Raw genomic sequence first — 17765 nt, 5'->3', positions numbered from 1 at the left:
CGACAGTCGTACCATGAATGTCCCGAACGGAAGCGCGGTCGCGCGCGCGTTCTTCCTTGCCTGTCGTGCAACGTGCCGGCATGCACGCCGTTTGCGCGCCACCACGCTCCTCACACTTCCCCACAGCGGAGGCCCGCATGCTCACCCAGCGTACGAAGGATATCGTCAAGGCAACTGCGCCCGTCCTCGCCGAACACGGCTATCCCATCATTCAGCGCTTCTACAGGCGTCTGTTCGAAGCGCACCCTGAATTGAAGAACACGTTCAACATGGCGCATCAGGAGCAGGGTCAGCAGCAGCAGGCGCTGGCGCGCGCCGTGTATGCGTACGCAGAAAACATCGACGATCCCAGCAGTCTCTCCGCCGTCCTGCAGAACATCGCGAACAAGCACGCGAGTCTCGATGTACGTCCGGAACAGTACCCCATCGTCGGCGAACATCTTCTCGGTGCGATCCAGGATGTACTCGGCGATGCCGCCACGGAAGAAATCCTGTCGGCGTGGGCACAGGCATACGGCAATCTCGCCGATGTGCTGATGGGCATGGAAAGCGGGCTGCGCGAACAGCGAGCCGCGCAGCTGGGCGGCTGGAATGGCTGGCGTACTTTCGTCGTGAAGGAGAAGAAGCCGGAAAGCAGCGTCATCACGTCGTTCGTGCTCGCGCCTGCGGACGGCAAGCCCGTCGTCAATTTCGAACCCGGCCAGTACATCAGCGTCGCCGTACCCGTGCCTTCGCTCGGCCTGCAGCAGATTCGCCAGTACAGCCTGTCGGATATGCCCAATGGCAACACGTATCGCATCACCGTCAAACGCGAAAGCGGCGAAGGGCAAAAGCCGGCGGGCTATGTGTCGTCGCTGTTGCACGATGAAGTGCAAGTCGGCACCGAAGTACTTCTCGCCGCGCCGTACGGCAGCTTTCACATCGACGTCGACGCGAAGACGCCGATCGTGCTCATCAGCGGCGGCGTCGGCCTCACGCCGATGATCAGCATGCTCAAGCGCGCGATCCAGGATCCCGCGCGTCAGGTCGTGTTCGTGCACGGCGCGCGCAATAGCGCGGTTCATGCGATGCGAGACCGCCTGAAACAGACGGCCACGACGCACGCAAATTTCCGCGCGATCATCTTCTACGATTCGCCCTTGCCCGCCGATACGCAAGGAGAGAACTACGACTATCCGGGCTTCATCGACCTCGATCTGATTTCACGCGAGGTGCTGTTGCCCGAAGCCGACTATTACATCTGCGGACCGATTCCGTTCATGCGGATACAGCACGACAAGCTCAAGAGCATGGATATTCACGAATCGCATATCCACTACGAGGTGTTCGGCCCGGATCTGTTCGCTGAATAGGCCCCACGCAATCGATACGTCGAAGCAAGCCGGATGCACTACGCATGTGCATCCGCTTCGGGGAATAGCGTGGATACGTCGAGGTCCGCCATCTGCTCCAGTTCGTCACGCCGCGTATCGAACGCCTGCCGTATCTGCGAGCCGAGAACTATCCATACGCCGAGTGAAACGACGGCGAGGCTGCCTAGCACCATGAAAGCGACGGGAAACCCGAAGCGGTTCGCGAGCCACCCGCCCAGCAACGGACTCAGGCACGCACCCGCCGCTTCGACGCCTTTGACGGCGCCCTGGCCGAGGTTCACGCGCCCGCTGCCATGCAGCAGATGCATGACGAGCGCCGGTATCGCAACGCCTTGCAAACCCGAGCCCAGACCGTCGAATATCTGCACGGGCAGAATCCCCCAAGGGGTGTTGAGCAGCGCCGCCGTGAAGCCGCGCAGAGGCAGCGTGAACAGCGTCGCGAGAATGATCCACCAGAAGCCCCAGCGACGAATCGCGCGACTCGCATACACGGCGGCGATCAACATCACGACCTGCGAAATGACGATATTCGCGGCCGTGATCTGGCTCGCATCCTGATGATGGGTCGCCGCGACGGCGAGACTGAAAAGCGGCAGCAGCGCGGAATTGCCGAGACTGAACGCGGCCAGCACCAGCGAGAGCACCAGCAGTGGACGGCAGTGCAGCAGCATCCGCAAGCTGTCCGCAGGGACGTTCGATGGCTCCTTCTCGTCCGTATGCGCGAGGCCACGGGCAAAGTGACGATGCACCGCACGCGGCGGGATCAGCAGCACGGAAACGATGCACGCGAGTCCGAACGCTGCGCCCAGCGCGAACACATACGGAATGCCGAGCCACCATCCGAGCGCGCCCGACAGCACGGCCGCGGCGATATTGCCCGCATGGTTCGCCACCTGATTGCGGCCGTATTGCCGGTCGAAGTTTTTGCGCCCGCTCATGCCGAGCGTCAGCCCCATCATCGCGGGGCCCATCGTCGTACCGGCAATCGCCGTGGCCGTCTGTGCGAGCGTGATGGGCCAGAAGCGCTGCGAGATCCAGATCACGCCGGCGGCGGCAATCGTCAGCACGCCTGCGCCCACCACCACAGCGCGCCGATGATAGAGCGCATCGACGAGCGCGCCGGCTGGCACCGTCACCAGCATGCCGACGATCGCACCGAGCGTCATCACCGTGCCGATCGTATCGGGCGTCCATCCGCGCGATTGCAGGAAGATGCCGAGGAATGGACCGGCGCCCGCCTGGACGTCGGCGGCGAAGAAACTCACGGCCAGCAGCGGGATCGTCGGCTTCACGATGTCCCCACACCCGTCTGCATAGCGGCTCCCGAAGTTCCCCGTTCGAGGCTTCGGCAAGCAATGCGTGCGCCCGCCGGCTTATGCCACGGCCATGCTCTTCTTCTGGCGCTTGACCTCGTACATCGCGGCGTCCGCGACGGCCACGATCTTGTCGATCGTGTTGGCATCGTCCGTCACTGCTGCCACGCCGATGCTCGCGCCAACGTGGACGGTCACATTGGCCGCCAGTTGAAACGGCCTCTCAATCTCGCCGATCGCGCGGCTCGCAAACGCATCCGGCTCGCGCGCGTTCGACACCTCGCCTGCAATCACGAACTCGTCGCCGCCCATGCGCGCCACCAGCGCATTCGCGCCCGCGAGCTGACGAAGCCTTGTCGCGACCTGCACGAGCAAGCGGTCGCCGAACTCGTGCCCGTATGCATCGTTGACGGCCTTGAAGCCGTCGAGATCGATATAGAAGAGCGGCGTCTTGCCGCCCGCTCGCGCCGCGCCCACGAGTTCATGCGTGGCCGCATGGAAGAAGCCCGCGCGGTTGAGCAGCCCCGTCAGGCCATCGTGGCGCGCACGGCGGTCGTTTTCGCGCTCCGCTTCCATCGTGGAGATCAGCATCACGTTGAGCTTTCTGGCCGCGACGCTCATCGCGAACAGATAGAACGGGATCTGAACCAGGGTCAACAGCAGCACCCGTTCGCCCGACAGCACCGCGCCGACACAGCACGGACCGAGCGACAGGAAGATCATGATCGCCACCAGACGCGGCGCTGCGAAGTTGCGGAAGCAGATGCCGCCGACCATCGCTGCGGCGGAAAGGAAAGACAGCGTGGCCGCGACCCAGTCGCCGCTGGTTGCGCTGATCAGCGCGCCGTAGCCGACCGTCGCGCCCCATAGCGGCGCGAGCAGCAGGTAGATGTCGGTGGGCGTCGGTCTGCCCTGCCGCGCCCGCCGATGCGCGACGATCAGGATCACGAGCCGCACCGCGCAGACGAGGACTTCGGAAATCAGCCAGAAGCGGAACGGCGGGCTCGGATGGCGGTACGCCAGCACCCACGCGACGGCGATCGTATTGAACACGCCGCCGAAAAAGATCGGCAATGTGCCGAACAGGGTCGCGACCAGTGCGACCCGGATTTCGGGAGGCGTATCGCGCCCAGGATAGAGCAGCCAGGTGGCCAGCCTGCCTTGGGGCAAGCTGAACGTTTCAGGGTAATTCGTCATGCAAGCGCCCCGCAAACCGCCTCGTGACGACCGATGTCGCCTCTGGCGGCTGCCGTCAGAGTAACGTCGCCCGCTTGCTGGCAGGGGAAACGGGAATGCACGATGGCCGACGGTGGAGCACGATTTGCGCGTTCGCTTTGTCAGACGCCAGCAGTACAAAGCTCGACCGCAGATGACGCTTTCTGCCATTGCTTAACTGGTTATCGGCGCTAACCTGACAAATCTTAAGGGTCGAAGCAATGTGCCCGACCTCTGCCCCATAAGGGCGGCGCTGGTCGATGCGTACCGGATAGTTTCGTGCCTGCATCCGGCTTCGAGCGGCACGTGGCTTTCGTGGTGTGCATCGCACGAACCGTCGCCTAGAATGGAAGCGGCCACGTCATAACGGAGGATGCCGTGAATGAAACCCTGATCGCTTATTTGCTGGGTCCGGCCGTGATGGTGCTGATCGCAGCGCTGCTGTGGCTAGCCAGTCGTCATCACTGGCACGACAATCCGAGGCGGATGGCCCGATGGCTCGATACCCATTACGTCGACCTGATGCATCATCGGCATTGAGCGCCATTTACACCCTCTCTTCAGCAGTTCCACGCTGCACACTCTGCCTGGCGCGCTCCTGAAAGCGCGCCATTCGGCCTCTCTCCATCTCTACGAGCGGCACATCGCTTGCAGGCTTCACCTGAAATACGCATGAGTTCAGGGAGGCCTCAATGGAAAAACGCTTCGCAGGCAAAGTCGTCATCGTGACGGGCGCGGGTTCGGGCATCGGCGCCGCCACGGCCCGACGATTTTCGTTTGAAGGCGCAACCGTCGTGCTGTGCGGCCGCACCCGCAGCAAGCTCGAAGGCGTTGCGAGCACTCTGCCCGCCGAACGCACGCTCGTCCACCCTGCCGACGTGCGCAAGTTCGACGAAGTCGCGTCGCTCGTCGAGAGCACGGTCGAACGCTTTGCCCGTCTCGACGTGATCGTGAATAACGCGGGCGTCGCGCCGACAGGCCCGATCACCGAAGTCCCCATCGACGACTGGCACGACGTCATCGCCACCGATGTCAGCGGCGTCTTCTACGGATGCCGGGCCGCGATTCCGCATCTGAAAGCGACGCGTGGCGCGATCGTCAATGTGTCGTCGGTATCGGGGTTGAGCGGCGACTGGGGCATGAGCTTCTACAACGCGGCAAAAGGCGCGGTGTCGAACTTCACGCGGGCGGCGGCACTCGATTGCGCGGCGGACGGCATTCGCGTGAACGCTGTATGCCCATCGCTGACGGCCACTGATCTGACGCGCGACATGCTCGACGATGAAAAGCTCATGAAGGCCTTTCGCGAACGCATTCCGCTCGGCGATCATGCGCAGCCCGAAGACGTGGCCGCCGCGATCGCATTTCTTGCAAGCGACGACGCGCGTTTCATCACAGGCGTCAATCTTCCCGTCGACGGCGGATTGATGGCGTCGAACGGACAGCCGCGGCAAGCGTGAACGCGCAGCGCACAGCGCGCGGTTCGCCGCTTGCTGTTCATCAGGTCCACACCGACTCAGGGAGAACATCAATGAAACTCAAACACGTGATCATCGGTACGATCGTCGTAACGAGTGCCCTCGCCATCGCCCCGCTCGCGGCGCAAACGGAAGCGGCCTCGACCACCGCCGCCAATCCGCTGGCGCAAGCCGACAAGGACTTCGTGCAAGCGGCATCGATGTCGTCATCGACGGAGATTGACGCGGCCAAGCTCGCGACGTCGAACTCGGAAGACAAGGACGTGAAATCGTTCGCGCATCACATGATGCTCGATCACACCAAGCTCACGATCCAGCTGAAAATGGCCGCGCCGCACGGCGTGACGGTTCCGAAGGACAACTCGGATACGACCGTGCTCGGCCCGTTGAAGGGATTGAAGGGCAAGGCCTTCGATCAGGCGTATATCTCGAAGGTCGGCGTGGAAGGCCACAAGGAAGCCGTCGCAGCGTTCGAAAAGGAAATCGCCGAAGGCCAGAACGCGAAGCTCAAGAAGGCGGCGCAGGACGCATTGCCGACCATTCAGAAGCACTATCAGATGGCTCAAGACCTCGCCGCGAAGAAGGGCCTTTCACAATAGCGCTGCCGCTTTGACGTCATTCATAAGCTGCGCGGACAGGCACCGCGTTTGCGGCTCGCCTGAATCGCGGCGATGCAGTCCGCGCGGCTTTCATCAACGGAGAACATTTCATGTCACAACATCCGGCACATTCGCAGGATCAACGTCATCCCGGACAACCCAATCCTATCGATATCCAGAAGGCGCTGGCCGGCATCGCCTATCCGACGACGCGCGAGAAACTCGTCGAACGCGCGCGCCAGAATCACGCCAATACGGATATCGTCGATCTGATCGACAAGCTGCCCGATCACAATTACGACAGCCCGGCCTCGGTGTCGAAGCAGATTTCGCGTATCCAGTGAGCACGACCGACGCTTCGATGCCGAGGCACGCAGGGTCGCGCATCACGATCGTCGTGCTGACGCATAACCGCGCAGAGCGTCTCATGGAGACGCTGCATTGTTTGCGTGCGTTGCCGGAGTATCCGCAGATCATCGTCGCCGATAACGCATCGACGGACGAAACGGTATGGATGGCCGACGTCGCGTTCCCCGACGTGCGCATCGTTCAATGCGGCAGCAATCTGGGCGCAGCGGGCCGCAATCGCGCGGTGGCGTGCGTCGATAGCGGGTACATCGTACCACGCGAGCAAACGCAGGACCACCGTCTTTCGTAGAACGCAGGAAAAAAAGCGACCGGCACAGGGAACAATGCCGGTCGCACGGGCGCCAGAGATGGCCCTCCGGCTATCCGTTGCCCGCAGCAACGGAATGACTGGCAGCAACGCGTATCAACGCGTCGCTGCCGTTACTCTTCGAGGCCTGGCGCAGGCTCGCTTTCGGGTGCAAGAACGTGGAGCAACGCGTGCGTGATCCACTTCTGCTCCTTGAGACTCGACAGAATCTTGTCGGCTTGCGCCCTGCCCAGCGGTTCGAAACTGATCGTGATGCGCTCGAATTCTTCGCGCCTCACGCAGGTCGTCGACGTGCCCCGCATGCATGCGCCCGCATCCGTGAGCAAACGCCAGAGCGCAATGACATGCAGGTCGCCGCACGCCGCCTGAACCGTGATACCGCCCACACGCCCAGTCAACTGCCGATTGCGCGTCATGTCTGTCATCCGGAACGGTATCGCGATGAAGGCGTCGAGTGAGCGCCTTTTCGTGAGCGGTTGCCGCCGCTCTTCCGGCAGCTTTCCACTCACACCTGCTGAAAGACTAGCGGTTGCCAGCACGCTTGTTAAGCGCTGCGACATGTCCGTAAGTGCTGGATATCGTACAGCGACCTTTTCGGACAACACCCGCTGCTCCCTTACCAGTGCGGGAACGCGGCTTGCCGCTCGATCAATAGCAATCCGGACAGGCATCGGCGCAGACACTAACCCCGCAGGCAAAACCATTAGGAGCAAATCATGAGCATCACTACGATTCGTACATCGGACACCGAGCTCCAGGTCGAGCAGACCTCCTGCACGTTTGCAAACAAGGAAGACGCCGACGCATTCCAGCAATGTCTCGTCAATGGCAGCGTCGAAAGCTGTTATCGCGATCATCCGCCTGTGTCGATGAGGCCCGCGCGCCCCGACGAACGCGCCGACGATCCCAATCGCGACAGCACCATCTCGCCTTCGCTGGGCGGCGACACCGCGATGTGACGAGCCGATGTGACGTATTTAAACGGGAATAACGTTTGCAACCGCGTCGATTGCGATCTCAAACCGAATGGACACATGGAGGCTCACATGCAACCCGACGAACCACCCCTTAGCCCCGGCGACGACGGGCCGCCCGACGCGCCTGGCGTCGGCGAGGACGTATGCCGCGCATGCCACGGCACGGGCAGCGTCGAAGGACAGCGCTGCAGCGTGTGCAACGGGACCGGCAAGGTGCTGCAAGGCATCGGCGGCGGCTGACTGACACGCCACACAACAGGCTCAAGGAGATGGAGACACGAATGGATCTGACAGACAAGGTAGCGCTCGTGACGGGTGCCGGGTCGGGCATCGGCAAGGCATGCGCGCTCAAGATGGCGGCGGAAGGTGCGCGGGTGATCGTCCATGCGCACAAGGACGAAGAAACACGCGCGACCGTCGACGCCATCACGCAGGCGCGCGGCACCGCGTTCGGCGTGACGGCCGACCTGCGCGACGATGCGGGCTTCAAGGCCGCCATCGAGCGCGGCATCACGAACTTCGGCGCGCTCGACATCGTCGTGGCGAACGCGGGCATCAACGGTATCTGGGCGCCCATCGACGAACTGCAGCCCGACGAATGGGACAACACGCTCAACACCAATCTGCGCGGCACCTATCTGACGCTGCACTACACCGTGCCGCACCTCAAACGCGCGGGACAAGGCTCGATCATCATCATTTCGTCGATCAACGGCACGCGCGTGTTCAGTCACGGCGGCGCATCCGCGTATTCGACCACCAAGGGCGGCCTTCTTGCACTCGGCCAGATGGTGGCGCTGGAACTCGCCAAGCATCGGATCCGCGTCAACGTGGTCTGTCCGGGCAAGATCGAAACGAAGATCGACGAAAACACCCGCGCCCGTTCGAGCGGCGAGGCATCCGAACCCGCGCAATATCCGGACGGCAAGATTCCGCTGACCGACGGCGCGGCAGGCACGGGCAACGACATCGCCGAAATGGTGACGTTTCTCGTCTCGGAGCGTGCCCGCTACATCACAGGAACGCCTGTCTGGATCGACGGCGGCCAGTCGCTGCTGGTGGGCTAGCACCTCGATCCGTTCGCTTCGCCTTGGCCTGCTCGCACTGCAAGTTCGCGGCATGCGGATTGCTACACAGTAGAGTTATGGCGAAGCGGAGGCATTTTGACCCACCGAGACTTTATTGCAGTTGGCGCGTCGGCGGGCGGTGTCGACGCGCTGCGCGATCTCGCGTCCCAGTTCCCGCCCGACCTGCCCGCGACCGTGGCCATCGTGCTGCACGTGGGATCGCACGAGAGCCTGTTGCCCTCGCTGCTCAATGGCGCCGGCCCGCTCGAAGCCAGTCACGCCGAGGATGGCCAGGTCTACAAGCGCGGCAAGATTTACGTCGCGCCGCCTGACCGGCATCTGGTCGTCGAAGGCACACGTTTGCGTCTCGTGCACGGCGCCAAGGAAAACTTCGCACGCCCCGCCATCGATCCGCTCTTTCGCAGCGCCGCCGCCGAGATCGGCTCGGGCGCAATCGGCGTGGTACTCACGGGCCTGCTCGACGACGGCGCGGCGGGCCTCGAAGCCATCCAGGCCTGCGGCGGCGCGACGCTCGTACAGGATCCCGCCGACGCCTTCGCTCAAGACATGCCGCTCAACGCTTCGCCCTTTGCCGACTACATCCTGCCGCTCGCCGGTCTCGCTGCGCGCCTCGTGCAACTGGCAGGCGGCGTGGTCCATGCGCAGGGAAAAGACGTCGGCGGGCGGCAGACCGCCGCCCGCCAGCGGATCGCCATCGAACAGCACGCATGGACGGGTGACCGTTCGCCGCCCAACGCGCTGAGCCAGATTGCCGTGCCGTCGACGTTCACCTGTCCGGACTGCAACGGTTCGCTGTGGCAGGTGAAGGACTCGCGGCTCTTGCGCTTTCGCTGTCACACAGGGCATGCCTTCTCGCCTGCTTCGCTGACCTCCGGCCGCCGCGACGACGTGGAACGCTCGCTGCTCGACGCCATGCGCGCACTGCGCGAACGGGAGATGGCGAGCCGTGCGCTGGGCGAGCATTTCGGCCGGCAGGGAGACACCGCCGCGCAAACCTACGAGGAGGACATTGCCCGCCGTGCAAACGAAGCGGCAGGACTCTTGCAGTCACTTCTGCTAGAGCGATAATAGCGGTCTACGCCTGGTTGCATGGCCAGCCCCCACGTGGCGGCCCGCCACCGGCGGCGATCCCTATTCTCTAATGGACATGCGGCCATGCCGAAAAAACGTGCACAGACACTGCCCAGCCAGGCCAATTTCCCGATCGTCGGTATTGGAGCCTCTGCGGGTGGACTGAGCGCACTCCGGGAGTTCTTCGAAGCGTTGCCCGCCCACACGTCGATGGCCTTCGTGGTGATCGTCCATCTGGCGCCCGATCACGAAAGCAATCTGGCCTCGCTGCTCCAGAAGGCCACCGACATGCCTGTGCTGGAAGTCACCAGCGCCACCCCCATCGAACCCGACCACGTCTATCTGATCGCGCCTTCGCTCGAGCTGACGATGGTCGACGACTATCTGCGCGTCGCGCCCAAGCAGCCGGAAGACGGCCGCCGCGCGGCCATCGATCTGTTCTTCCGCACGCTCGCCGAGGTTCACCGCGAACGCGCAATCGGCGTCGTGCTGTCGGGCGCGGGTTCGGACGGCTCGGTCGGGCTGTCGCGCGTCAAGGAGATGGGCGGGATCACGCTCGCGCAGGATCCCGCCGAAGCCGAATACGACAGCATGCCGCGCAGCGCGATCGCGACGGGCATGGTCGACTTCGTGCTGACGGCGGCCGAGATGCCGCAGCGTCTGCTCGATCTGTGGGTGACGGCGAAGGAAATCCATCTGCCCATCGCCGATAGCGACGAGCGCGAACCCGCACTCACCAACGAGTCCGCCGAACGCGCGCTGCGCGAAATCATGGTGATTCTGCGCACGCGCACGGGTCACGACTTCCGGCATTACAAGCGGGCCACCGTCCTGCGCCGCATCGAGCGGCGTCTGCAGGTCAACGGCATCACCGACCTGCAGGCCTATCGCGACCACCTGCATCTGCATCCGGACGAAACCCAGGCGCTGCTGCAGGACATGCTGATCAGCGTGACCAACTTCTTCCGCGACAAGGAAGCCTTCGACGTGCTCGAACGCGAAGTGCTGCCGCAGCTCTTCGAAGGGCGCGGCGAGCAGGACCGGATCCGCACGTGGTCGGTCGGCTGCGCGACGGGCGAAGAAGCCTATTCGCTCGCCATGCTTCTGCAGGAGCGTTCGCTCAAGTCGGCGGAAGGCATTTCGTTCCAGGTGTTCGCCACCGACATCGACGAACGCGCCATTTCGTTCGCCCGCACGGGCCTCTTTCCCGACTCGATTCTCGCCGACGTCACCACGTCGCGCGTGCGCCAGTTCTTCTCGAAGGACGCCGCGCATTACCGCGTGAAGAAGGAACTGCGCGAGCACATGCTGTTCGCGCATCACAACGTCCTGAGCGATCCGCCGTTCTCGCGGCTCGACCTGATCTGCTGCCGCAATCTGCTGATCTATCTCGACCGCGAAGCGCAGATCGAAATTCTCAAGATGTTCCACTTCGCGCTGCGTCCGGGCGGTGTGCTGTTTCTCGGCAGCTCGGAATCGGCGGACAGCGTCAGTTCGATGTTCAGCGTCATCGACAAGCGCAACCGCATCTATCGCGCGAACATGGCCGTGCGCGGCGATACGCCCGTGCCCGTCGCCATTTCGGGCATGGCGAGCACGCGGCCCATCGTCGCGACGGTGCAGCCGCCGGGACGGCGCCGCTTCTCGTTCGGCGATCTGCATCAGCGTCTTGTCGAGCAATACGCGCCGCCTAGCGTGCTCGTGAGCCGCGACTCCGAAATCGTTCATCTGTCCGATCGCGCGGGCCGCTTCCTGCAGTATTCGGGCGGCGAACCGTCGCACAACATCGTGGCCGTCGTGCGCGCCGAACTTCGGCTCGAATTGCGCACGGCGATCTATCAGGCGCTGCACACGAATCGCAGCGTCGAGGCGCGGCGCGTAAGGATCGAGCGCGAAGGCCGCTCGTATTTCGTCAATATGACAGCGCGCCCGGTGCACGATCCCGAGGCGAACGCGGACTTCGTGCTGGTGCTGTTCGACGAAGTCGAAGACAGCATGGGCGGCTCGGAAACGTCGGCCTCCGATGCGCAGAAAGACCCGATCATCAGCCAGCTCGAACGCGAGCTGCAGCGCACGAAGGAACAGCTGCAGTCGACCATCGAACAATCGGAAACGTCGACGGAAGAACTGAAGGCATCCAACGAAGAACTGCAGGCAATCAACGAAGAACTGCGCTCGGCGACGGAAGAACTCGAAACGAGCAAGGAAGAACTTCAGTCGATCAACGAAGAACTCACCACGGTCAACGCGGAACTCAAGTCGAAGGTCGAGGAAACGGGCAAGATCAACGACGACTTGCAGAACCTCATCGCCGCGAACGACATCGGCACGATCTTCGTCGACCGCAATATCTGCATCAAGCGTTACACGCCGCGCGCAACGGACGTGTTCAGCATCATTCCGTCGGATATCGGCCGCTCGCTGCTCGACATCACGCACCGGCTCGAATACGACAAGCTCGCCGACGACGCAGCGGAAGCGTTCGACTCGCTACGCCTGATCGAGCGCGAACTGAAGAGCAACGACGGCCGCTGGTATCTCGCGCGCTTCGTGCCTTATCGCACGACGGAAGACCGGATCGACGGCGCGGTGCTCTCGTTCATCGACATCACGGGCCGCCGCCAGGCGGAAGACCGTCTGCGCGAAGGCGAGCGGCGCATGCGCATCGTCGCGGAAGGCACCAAGGACTACGCGATCATCACGTTCGACGACGAAGGCCTCGTGACCAGCTGGAACGCGGGCGCCGAGCGGATCTTCGGCTACACCGAAGCGGAAATGATCGGCCAGTCCGCCGATATCCTGTCCACCGAAGAAGACCGCTCCAGCAACATCGCGCAGCAGGAATTCGCCGAAGCGCGCCTGAACGGCCGCACGGAAGAAGAGCGCTGGCACGTGCGCAAGGACGGCACGCGCTTCTTCGCGAGCGGCGTGCTGTCGCGTCTGGACGAAGCGGGCGTCAGCGGCTTTGCGAAGATCGCGCGCGATCTCGGCGAATTCACCCACGCGACGGCCGAGCGCGGCACGCAGGGCGAACTGCTGCGCGCCGCCACCGAGCGTGACGCGCAACGACGTCGCGACGAATTCCTCGCTGTCGTGTCGCACGAACTGAAGCATCCGCTCAATCTCATTTCCGCCAGCGCGGAACTGATCGCGCGCGCGCCGGAAACGCGCCAGAGCCTGAACATTTCGCGTGCCGCCGACACGATCCGCCGCACGGTGATCGGCCAGGCGCAGATCATCGACGATCTGCTCGACATTTCGCGCGTGCGTACGGGCAAGCTGTCGGTGGTGCGCACCATCGTCGATATGCGCGAGGTCGTGCAGCGCGTCTGCAACGCGGTTCAGGACGACGCGCGGCAACGCGGCATCGCGTTCAATGTCACGATGGCCGAATCGCCCGTCATCGTTCACGCCGATCTCACGCGGGTCGAGCAGATCGTCTGGAATCTGGTCAGCAACGCGCTGAAGTTCACGACCCGCGGTTCGATCGACGTCTCACTGCACGTCAACGAATACGCCGAAGCCGTGCTGCGCGTGACGGACACGGGTAACGGCATCGAGCCGTCGCTGCTGCCGCATATCTTCGAGATGTTCCAGCAAAGCCGCGATCCCATGGCGCGCCGCGCGGGCCTCGGCATCGGCCTCGCGCTGGTCAGGGATCTCGTCAATCTGCATGGCGGCGCGGTGCGGGCCGAATCGGAAGGCGTGGGCCGCGGTTCGATCTTCACGGTCACGCTGCCGACGCATCGCCCGCTCGGCTATGCGAACATCGACGGCCACGCGGCGGATTCGCTGCAGGGCGTGCGCGTGCTGATGGTCGACGACGACGCGGCAACCGTCGAAACCTTCCGGCTGTTACTCGAAAGCGAAGGCGCGATCGTGCAGACCGCGACGAGCGGCGAAGAGGCGCTGGCCATGCTCGACGGCGACGTCCCCGATGTCGTGCTGTCGGATATCGGCATGCACGGCATGGACGGCTTCGAGTTCGTCGGCAAGCTGCGCGGCGAGCCCAATCTGAAATCCGTGCTCTGCATCGCGCTCAGCGGCTTCGGCCAGGAAGCCGATGTGAAGATGGCGGAAAACGCGGGCTTCGACGCGCACCTGAAAAAGCCCGTCATGCTCGAGGATCTGTTGCATGTGTTCTCGCGACTGCGAACATAGCGACCACGCGAACGATATCGCCGCGACGGTCGTGTTCTCTGCAATCGACGACGTATCCGGCTGCCCGTGCTGAATCGCGGGCAGCCGTGCAAGGAGAGTCAAGGAGGCAAGCGGTGGCGAACGATAGCGGCAACGATCCCGTCGGACAGGCAAAGGCGCAGTTCGATGCAGCGTTCAGGCGGCTCGAAACGGCCCAGTTGCGTCTGCAGACGCTGGCAAGCAAACCGGATGCAGACGAAGAGGCGCTCCAATCGGCGCGCGTCGTCTATGACGAGGCCCGGCTGCTGTGGCTGAGCAGCGAAGCCGCGTTGCGCAGCGCGGCGATTGCGGACAGCTATAGTCATTACATGAACCGGCTTGTCGTGGTGCTGGAAGGCAATGCGCACGTCGCGGAATCGATCGCGCTGCTGCTGCGCCTGCGCGGTTTCAGGGCGACCGTGATGTCGCGCTATCCGTCGGACGACGAGCGGACGATCGAACCGGCTTCCGCCGTCATCGCCGATTTCGAGCGCCGGCCGGTTCCCGCCGACGCGCAAGCCATCAAACGGCTCAGGGCCAGCCCATCCACGCGCATGATCGCGATGGTTCCACCCTCGCTGCTGCTCCACAACTGGGACGGCTTCGACGCCGTGCTGGAGAAACCCGCTTCGATCGAAACCATCATCCAGCAGGGAATCCTCGGCAATGGCTACGAATAAAGCGATTGCGCCGCAGTTGCCGGACGTTCCCGCGCAAAAGACCTACTTCTACATCAACAACCCGCACACTCGCCAGTTCCCCGAACAGGAACTGATCGATCTCGATCGCGCCGGCTTTACCGTCGTGCTCAGTCGCGTCGCCGTCGATCACTTTCCGCCTTTCGTGCCGGCTGTGGATCGTGTCGAACTGAACGGATTGCTGCGGCGCATCGCACCCGACGATGCGCTCGTCGTGCTGGAACTCGCGTCGCTCGGCTGCAATGCGCGCGACGTGCTGTCGACCTTGATGCTGTGCCGGAAGGCCAGGATTTCCGTGCGCTGCGTCGAACTGGGCGGCGCCGAACTCACGCGGCGTCCCGAGCCGCAGGCGGTCAGGACGCTTCGGGCGATCATCCGCATGGAGACGTCGGCGCGCAGCGAACGCAGCACGAACAGCCTGAAATCGGCGCGCGAAAGCGGGCGTCCGACGGGCAGACCCGCTTCGCTGTCGCGCACGGATCAGGAGCGGATCGTGCGATTCCTCGGCAAAGGGCTGTCCGTCAGTGAGGTTGCGCGCCGGTTCGGCACGTCGCGTCAGACGGTCATGCGCGTGCGGGCCGCGGCCGCCATCCAGTTGCAGGACGAGTGACGCCTCAACTCACGCATACCTGCCGCACTCACGCTCAGCCCTGCTGCATCTCCGGCTCGCGAACCACCCGCACGGGAACCGACTTCGCCGCGGGCACCTTGCTCTCTTTCGCGTGATGCGAAAGCGGGATCAGCGGATTGCATTCCGGGTAGTAGCCCGCCGCGCAGCCGACGGGCACATCGTAGCTGACGACCGTGAAGCCATCGACCTGCCGCTTCACGCCATCGGGCGAAACCGCTTCGAGCGAAACCGACATACCGGGATCGAGCCCGTGACGCGCGATGTCCACCGGGTTCATCAACACCACCATCCGCGTGCCGCTGATGCCGCGAAACCGGTCGTCGTGCCGGTAGATCGTCGTGTTGAACTGGCTGTCGCTGCGTAGCGTGAAGAGGCGCAGGTCGCTTGAACTGCGCTCCGGCATGTCAGGGTCTTCGTTCAAGCTCTCGGGCACGGCGAATTCCGCTTTGCCGCTCTTCGTCTTCCATTTCCGCTCGCGCGCGGCGAGCGGCCGATGAAAACCGCCCGGCGTCCAGAGACGCGCGTTGAAGTCGTGAAAGATGTCCGGATAGGTTTCGGCGATCGCGTCGCGCACCAGCGCATAGTCGTCGCTCCACGCCTGCCAGTCGACGGAAGACTGATCGAGTGTCGCCATCGCGATGCCCGCGACGATCGCCTGTTCGGACAGCAGCCGGTCGCTGGCGGGCAGCGCGACGCCGCGCGAGCCATGCATGCAGCCCGTGCTGTCCTCCATCGCGACGGCCTGCCGCTTGCCGCCGCGCACGTCGATCTCGATACGGCTCAGGCACGGCAGCAGATACGACACCTCGCCATGCACGAGATGACTCCGGTTGAGCTTGGTCGCCACGTTCACCGTGAGACGCAGCTTGCGCCACGCGGGCTCGATCGCGTAACGGTCCGGCACCGAGCGCACGAGGTTGCCGCCCAACTGCATGACGGCGCGCACGCGCCCGTCGATCACGCCCTTGCACGCATCGACGGTCGACATGCCCGTTTCGCGCGGCGGCTCGAAACGATATTGCTCGGCGAGCTTGTCGAGCGGCGCGAGCTTTGGCTTTTCGGTGATGCCGACGGTGCGCTGTCCCTGCACGTTCGAATGTCCACGGATCGGCGACGGTCCCGCGCCGGGCTTGCCGATATTGCCGCGCAACAGCAGCAGATTCACGATCATGCGCACGTTCTGCACGCCCATCCGATGCTGCGTGAGACCCATGCCGTAGTGCGCGATCACGGCTTTCGCGCGCATGTACTCGTCGGCGGCCTCGATCAGCGCGGCGCGCGGCAGCCCGCTCATCTGCTCGATCTCTTCCCAGCCGGTCGCGCGGACGTAGTCGGCGAACGCGTCGAAGCCCGTCGTATGTTCGTCGATGAAGGCCACGTCGACGATGCGTTCGCGCCCTTCCGCCTTCGCCTGATCATCCGCTTCGATCACGGCCTTGCAGATGCCCGCGATCGCCGCCGAGTCGCCGCCCGCTCGCACCTGGTGATACTGCGTGCTGATCTGCGTTTCGCCCGGCTTGACCATCTGCGCCGGCGACTGCGGATTGACGAAACTGACGAGCCCCGGTTCGCGTAACGGATTGAACGTGATGATAGGCACGCCGCGTTCGCGCGCTTCCTGCAGATCGTGCAGCATGCGCGGACTGTTGGTGCCGACGTTCTGGCCGAAGAAGAACATCAGATCGGTCGCCTTGAAGTCGTCGAGCGTGATCGTGCCGACGCCCACGCCGATCGCCTCCGTGAGTCCCACGCTCGTGCTCTCGTGACACATGTTCGAACTGTCGGGCAGATTGTTGGTGCCGTACATGCGCGCGAAAAGCTGGTACATGTACGACGTTTCCAGCGACGCCCGTCCCGATGTGTAGAACACGACGGAATCGGGATCGAGCGCGCGCAGTTCGCGGCCGATCTCGCCGAACGCGTGTTCCCAGGTGGTTTCGACGTATTTGTCGGTGGCGGCGTCCCAGCGCATCGGTGCGCACAGACGGCCCGCTTCTTCGAGATCGTGGTCGTGCCACGTTTCGAGTTCGCTCAACGTGTGTCCGGCGAAGAACTCGGGATCGACGCGGCGCGAGGTCATATCCCACGCCGTCGCCTTCGCGCCGCTCTCGCAGAACTCGAACGGATGCGAATGCGCCGGCTTGGCCCACGAACAGCTGACGCACATGAAGCCGTCAGTCTTGTTCTGATGCACCAGCACGCGGCTCGTCGTGACGGGCGCGCCTTCGTGCATCAAGGCGCCCGCGACGGCCTTGACGGAACCCCATCCGCCGCTTGCGTGCTGATACGCGTCTGTCTTCTTGTGCACCGTGCTCATCATGCGCTCCCTGAATTTCACGCAGACGAGGCAAGCATCCGGTGTGCCTTGCGATTCTTTCGAGGCGTGGCACGCTAATCGCTCCCGGCGAACGTTTGGCGTATTGCATCGGCGGACGTGCGCGTCGGCGAAGCGGACTAGCATCTGCTT

17 protein-coding genes are annotated in these 17765 nt (G+C 63.7%); 13 read left to right on the top strand and 4 right to left on the bottom strand.

Going from position 1 to position 17765, the window contains the following annotated elements:
• Positions 1 to 137: 137 nt before the first annotated feature.
• The gene (gene hmpA, locus QEN71_RS33475; RefSeq protein ID WP_201647426.1) at positions 138 to 1352 is read left to right on the top strand and encodes an NO-inducible flavohemoprotein; all 1215 of its coding nucleotides are present in this window, start codon (positions 138 to 140) and stop codon (positions 1350 to 1352) included.
• Between the two features lie 38 nt (positions 1353 to 1390).
• Here the strand turns inward: hmpA and QEN71_RS33470 are convergent, their stop codons facing one another.
• Positions 1391 to 2665, bottom strand: coding sequence for an MFS transporter (locus QEN71_RS33470; RefSeq protein ID WP_201647425.1), 1275 nt, complete (start codon positions 2663 to 2665; stop codon positions 1391 to 1393).
• A gap of 81 nt (positions 2666 to 2746) precedes the next feature.
• A complete protein-coding gene (locus QEN71_RS33465) occupies positions 2747 to 3883 on the bottom strand; it encodes a sensor domain-containing diguanylate cyclase (RefSeq protein WP_201647424.1) in 1137 nt (378 codons plus the stop codon).
• A gap of 396 nt (positions 3884 to 4279) precedes the next feature.
• On the opposite strand from QEN71_RS33465, the gene QEN71_RS33460 reads away from it, so the two are divergent.
• From QEN71_RS33460 to QEN71_RS33440, 5 genes are all read left to right on the top strand, one after another.
• On the top strand, positions 4280 to 4441 hold the full coding sequence (locus QEN71_RS33460) for a hypothetical protein (protein WP_201647423.1): 162 nt from the start codon (positions 4280 to 4282) through the stop codon (positions 4439 to 4441).
• 152 nt (positions 4442 to 4593) lie between these two features.
• Entirely contained in the window at positions 4594 to 5361 is a 768-nt protein-coding gene (locus tag QEN71_RS33455) for an SDR family NAD(P)-dependent oxidoreductase (RefSeq protein ID WP_201647422.1), read from the top strand.
• A 71-nt stretch (positions 5362 to 5432) separates the two neighbouring features.
• The gene (locus QEN71_RS33450; protein WP_201647421.1) at positions 5433 to 5978 is read left to right on the top strand and encodes a DUF4142 domain-containing protein; all 546 of its coding nucleotides are present in this window, start codon (positions 5433 to 5435) and stop codon (positions 5976 to 5978) included.
• Between the two features lie 110 nt (positions 5979 to 6088).
• Positions 6089 to 6322, top strand: coding sequence for a DUF2795 domain-containing protein (locus QEN71_RS33445; protein WP_201647420.1), 234 nt, complete (start codon positions 6089 to 6091; stop codon positions 6320 to 6322).
• Between the two features lie 17 nt (positions 6323 to 6339).
• A complete protein-coding gene (locus QEN71_RS33440) occupies positions 6340 to 6636 on the top strand; it encodes a glycosyltransferase family 2 protein (RefSeq protein WP_233471635.1) in 297 nt (98 codons plus the stop codon).
• A 131-nt stretch (positions 6637 to 6767) separates the two neighbouring features.
• Here QEN71_RS33440 and QEN71_RS33435 read toward each other — a convergent pair whose 3' ends face one another.
• Complete coding sequence (locus QEN71_RS33435) at positions 6768 to 7070, bottom strand: hypothetical protein (protein WP_201647419.1); 303 nt, start codon at positions 7068 to 7070, stop codon at positions 6768 to 6770.
• Positions 7071 to 7370: 300 nt separating this feature from the next.
• Here QEN71_RS33435 and QEN71_RS33430 point away from each other — a divergent pair, with 300 nt between their 5' ends.
• The 7 genes from QEN71_RS33430 (at position 7371) to QEN71_RS33400 (ending at position 15277) form a co-directional block, all read left to right on the top strand.
• Entirely contained in the window at positions 7371 to 7613 is a 243-nt protein-coding gene (locus QEN71_RS33430; protein ID WP_201647418.1) for a hypothetical protein, read from the top strand.
• 87 nt (positions 7614 to 7700) lie between these two features.
• Complete coding sequence (locus QEN71_RS33425) at positions 7701 to 7871, top strand: hypothetical protein (protein ID WP_201647417.1); 171 nt, start codon at positions 7701 to 7703, stop codon at positions 7869 to 7871.
• Between the two features lie 41 nt (positions 7872 to 7912).
• Positions 7913 to 8698 (top strand): SDR family oxidoreductase, encoded by a 786-nt coding sequence (locus QEN71_RS33420; protein WP_201647416.1) that lies wholly within the window; start codon positions 7913 to 7915, stop codon positions 8696 to 8698.
• 96 nt (positions 8699 to 8794) lie between these two features.
• On the top strand, positions 8795 to 9787 hold the full coding sequence (locus QEN71_RS33415; RefSeq protein ID WP_201647415.1) for a chemotaxis protein CheB: 993 nt from the start codon (positions 8795 to 8797) through the stop codon (positions 9785 to 9787).
• Positions 9788 to 9874: 87 nt separating this feature from the next.
• A complete protein-coding gene (locus QEN71_RS33410) occupies positions 9875 to 13951 on the top strand; it encodes a CheR family methyltransferase (RefSeq protein ID WP_201647414.1) in 4077 nt (1358 codons plus the stop codon).
• 113 nt (positions 13952 to 14064) lie between these two features.
• Positions 14065 to 14649 carry an efflux RND transporter periplasmic adaptor subunit gene (locus tag QEN71_RS33405; RefSeq protein ID WP_201647413.1) on the top strand — a complete coding sequence of 195 codons (585 nt, stop codon included), beginning with the start codon at positions 14065 to 14067 and terminating at the stop codon, positions 14647 to 14649.
• Positions 14636 to 15277 (top strand): helix-turn-helix domain-containing protein, encoded by a 642-nt coding sequence (locus QEN71_RS33400; RefSeq protein WP_201647412.1) that lies wholly within the window; start codon positions 14636 to 14638, stop codon positions 15275 to 15277. The genes QEN71_RS33405 and QEN71_RS33400 overlap by 14 nt, the downstream gene beginning before the upstream one ends.
• 34 nt (positions 15278 to 15311) lie before the next feature.
• Here the strand turns inward: QEN71_RS33400 and QEN71_RS33395 are convergent, their stop codons facing one another.
• The gene (locus QEN71_RS33395) at positions 15312 to 17615 is read right to left on the bottom strand and encodes an FdhF/YdeP family oxidoreductase (protein ID WP_201648077.1); all 2304 of its coding nucleotides are present in this window, start codon (positions 17613 to 17615) and stop codon (positions 15312 to 15314) included.
• Between the last annotated feature and the right edge of the window lie 150 nt (positions 17616 to 17765).

The sequence above is a fragment of the Paraburkholderia sabiae genome (genome assembly GCF_030412785.1).
Classification (GTDB): Bacteria; Pseudomonadota; Gammaproteobacteria; order Burkholderiales; family Burkholderiaceae; genus Paraburkholderia; species Paraburkholderia sabiae.
Note: the sequence above shows the minus strand (reverse complement) of the source record. Positions and strands in the feature narration are given on the sequence as shown.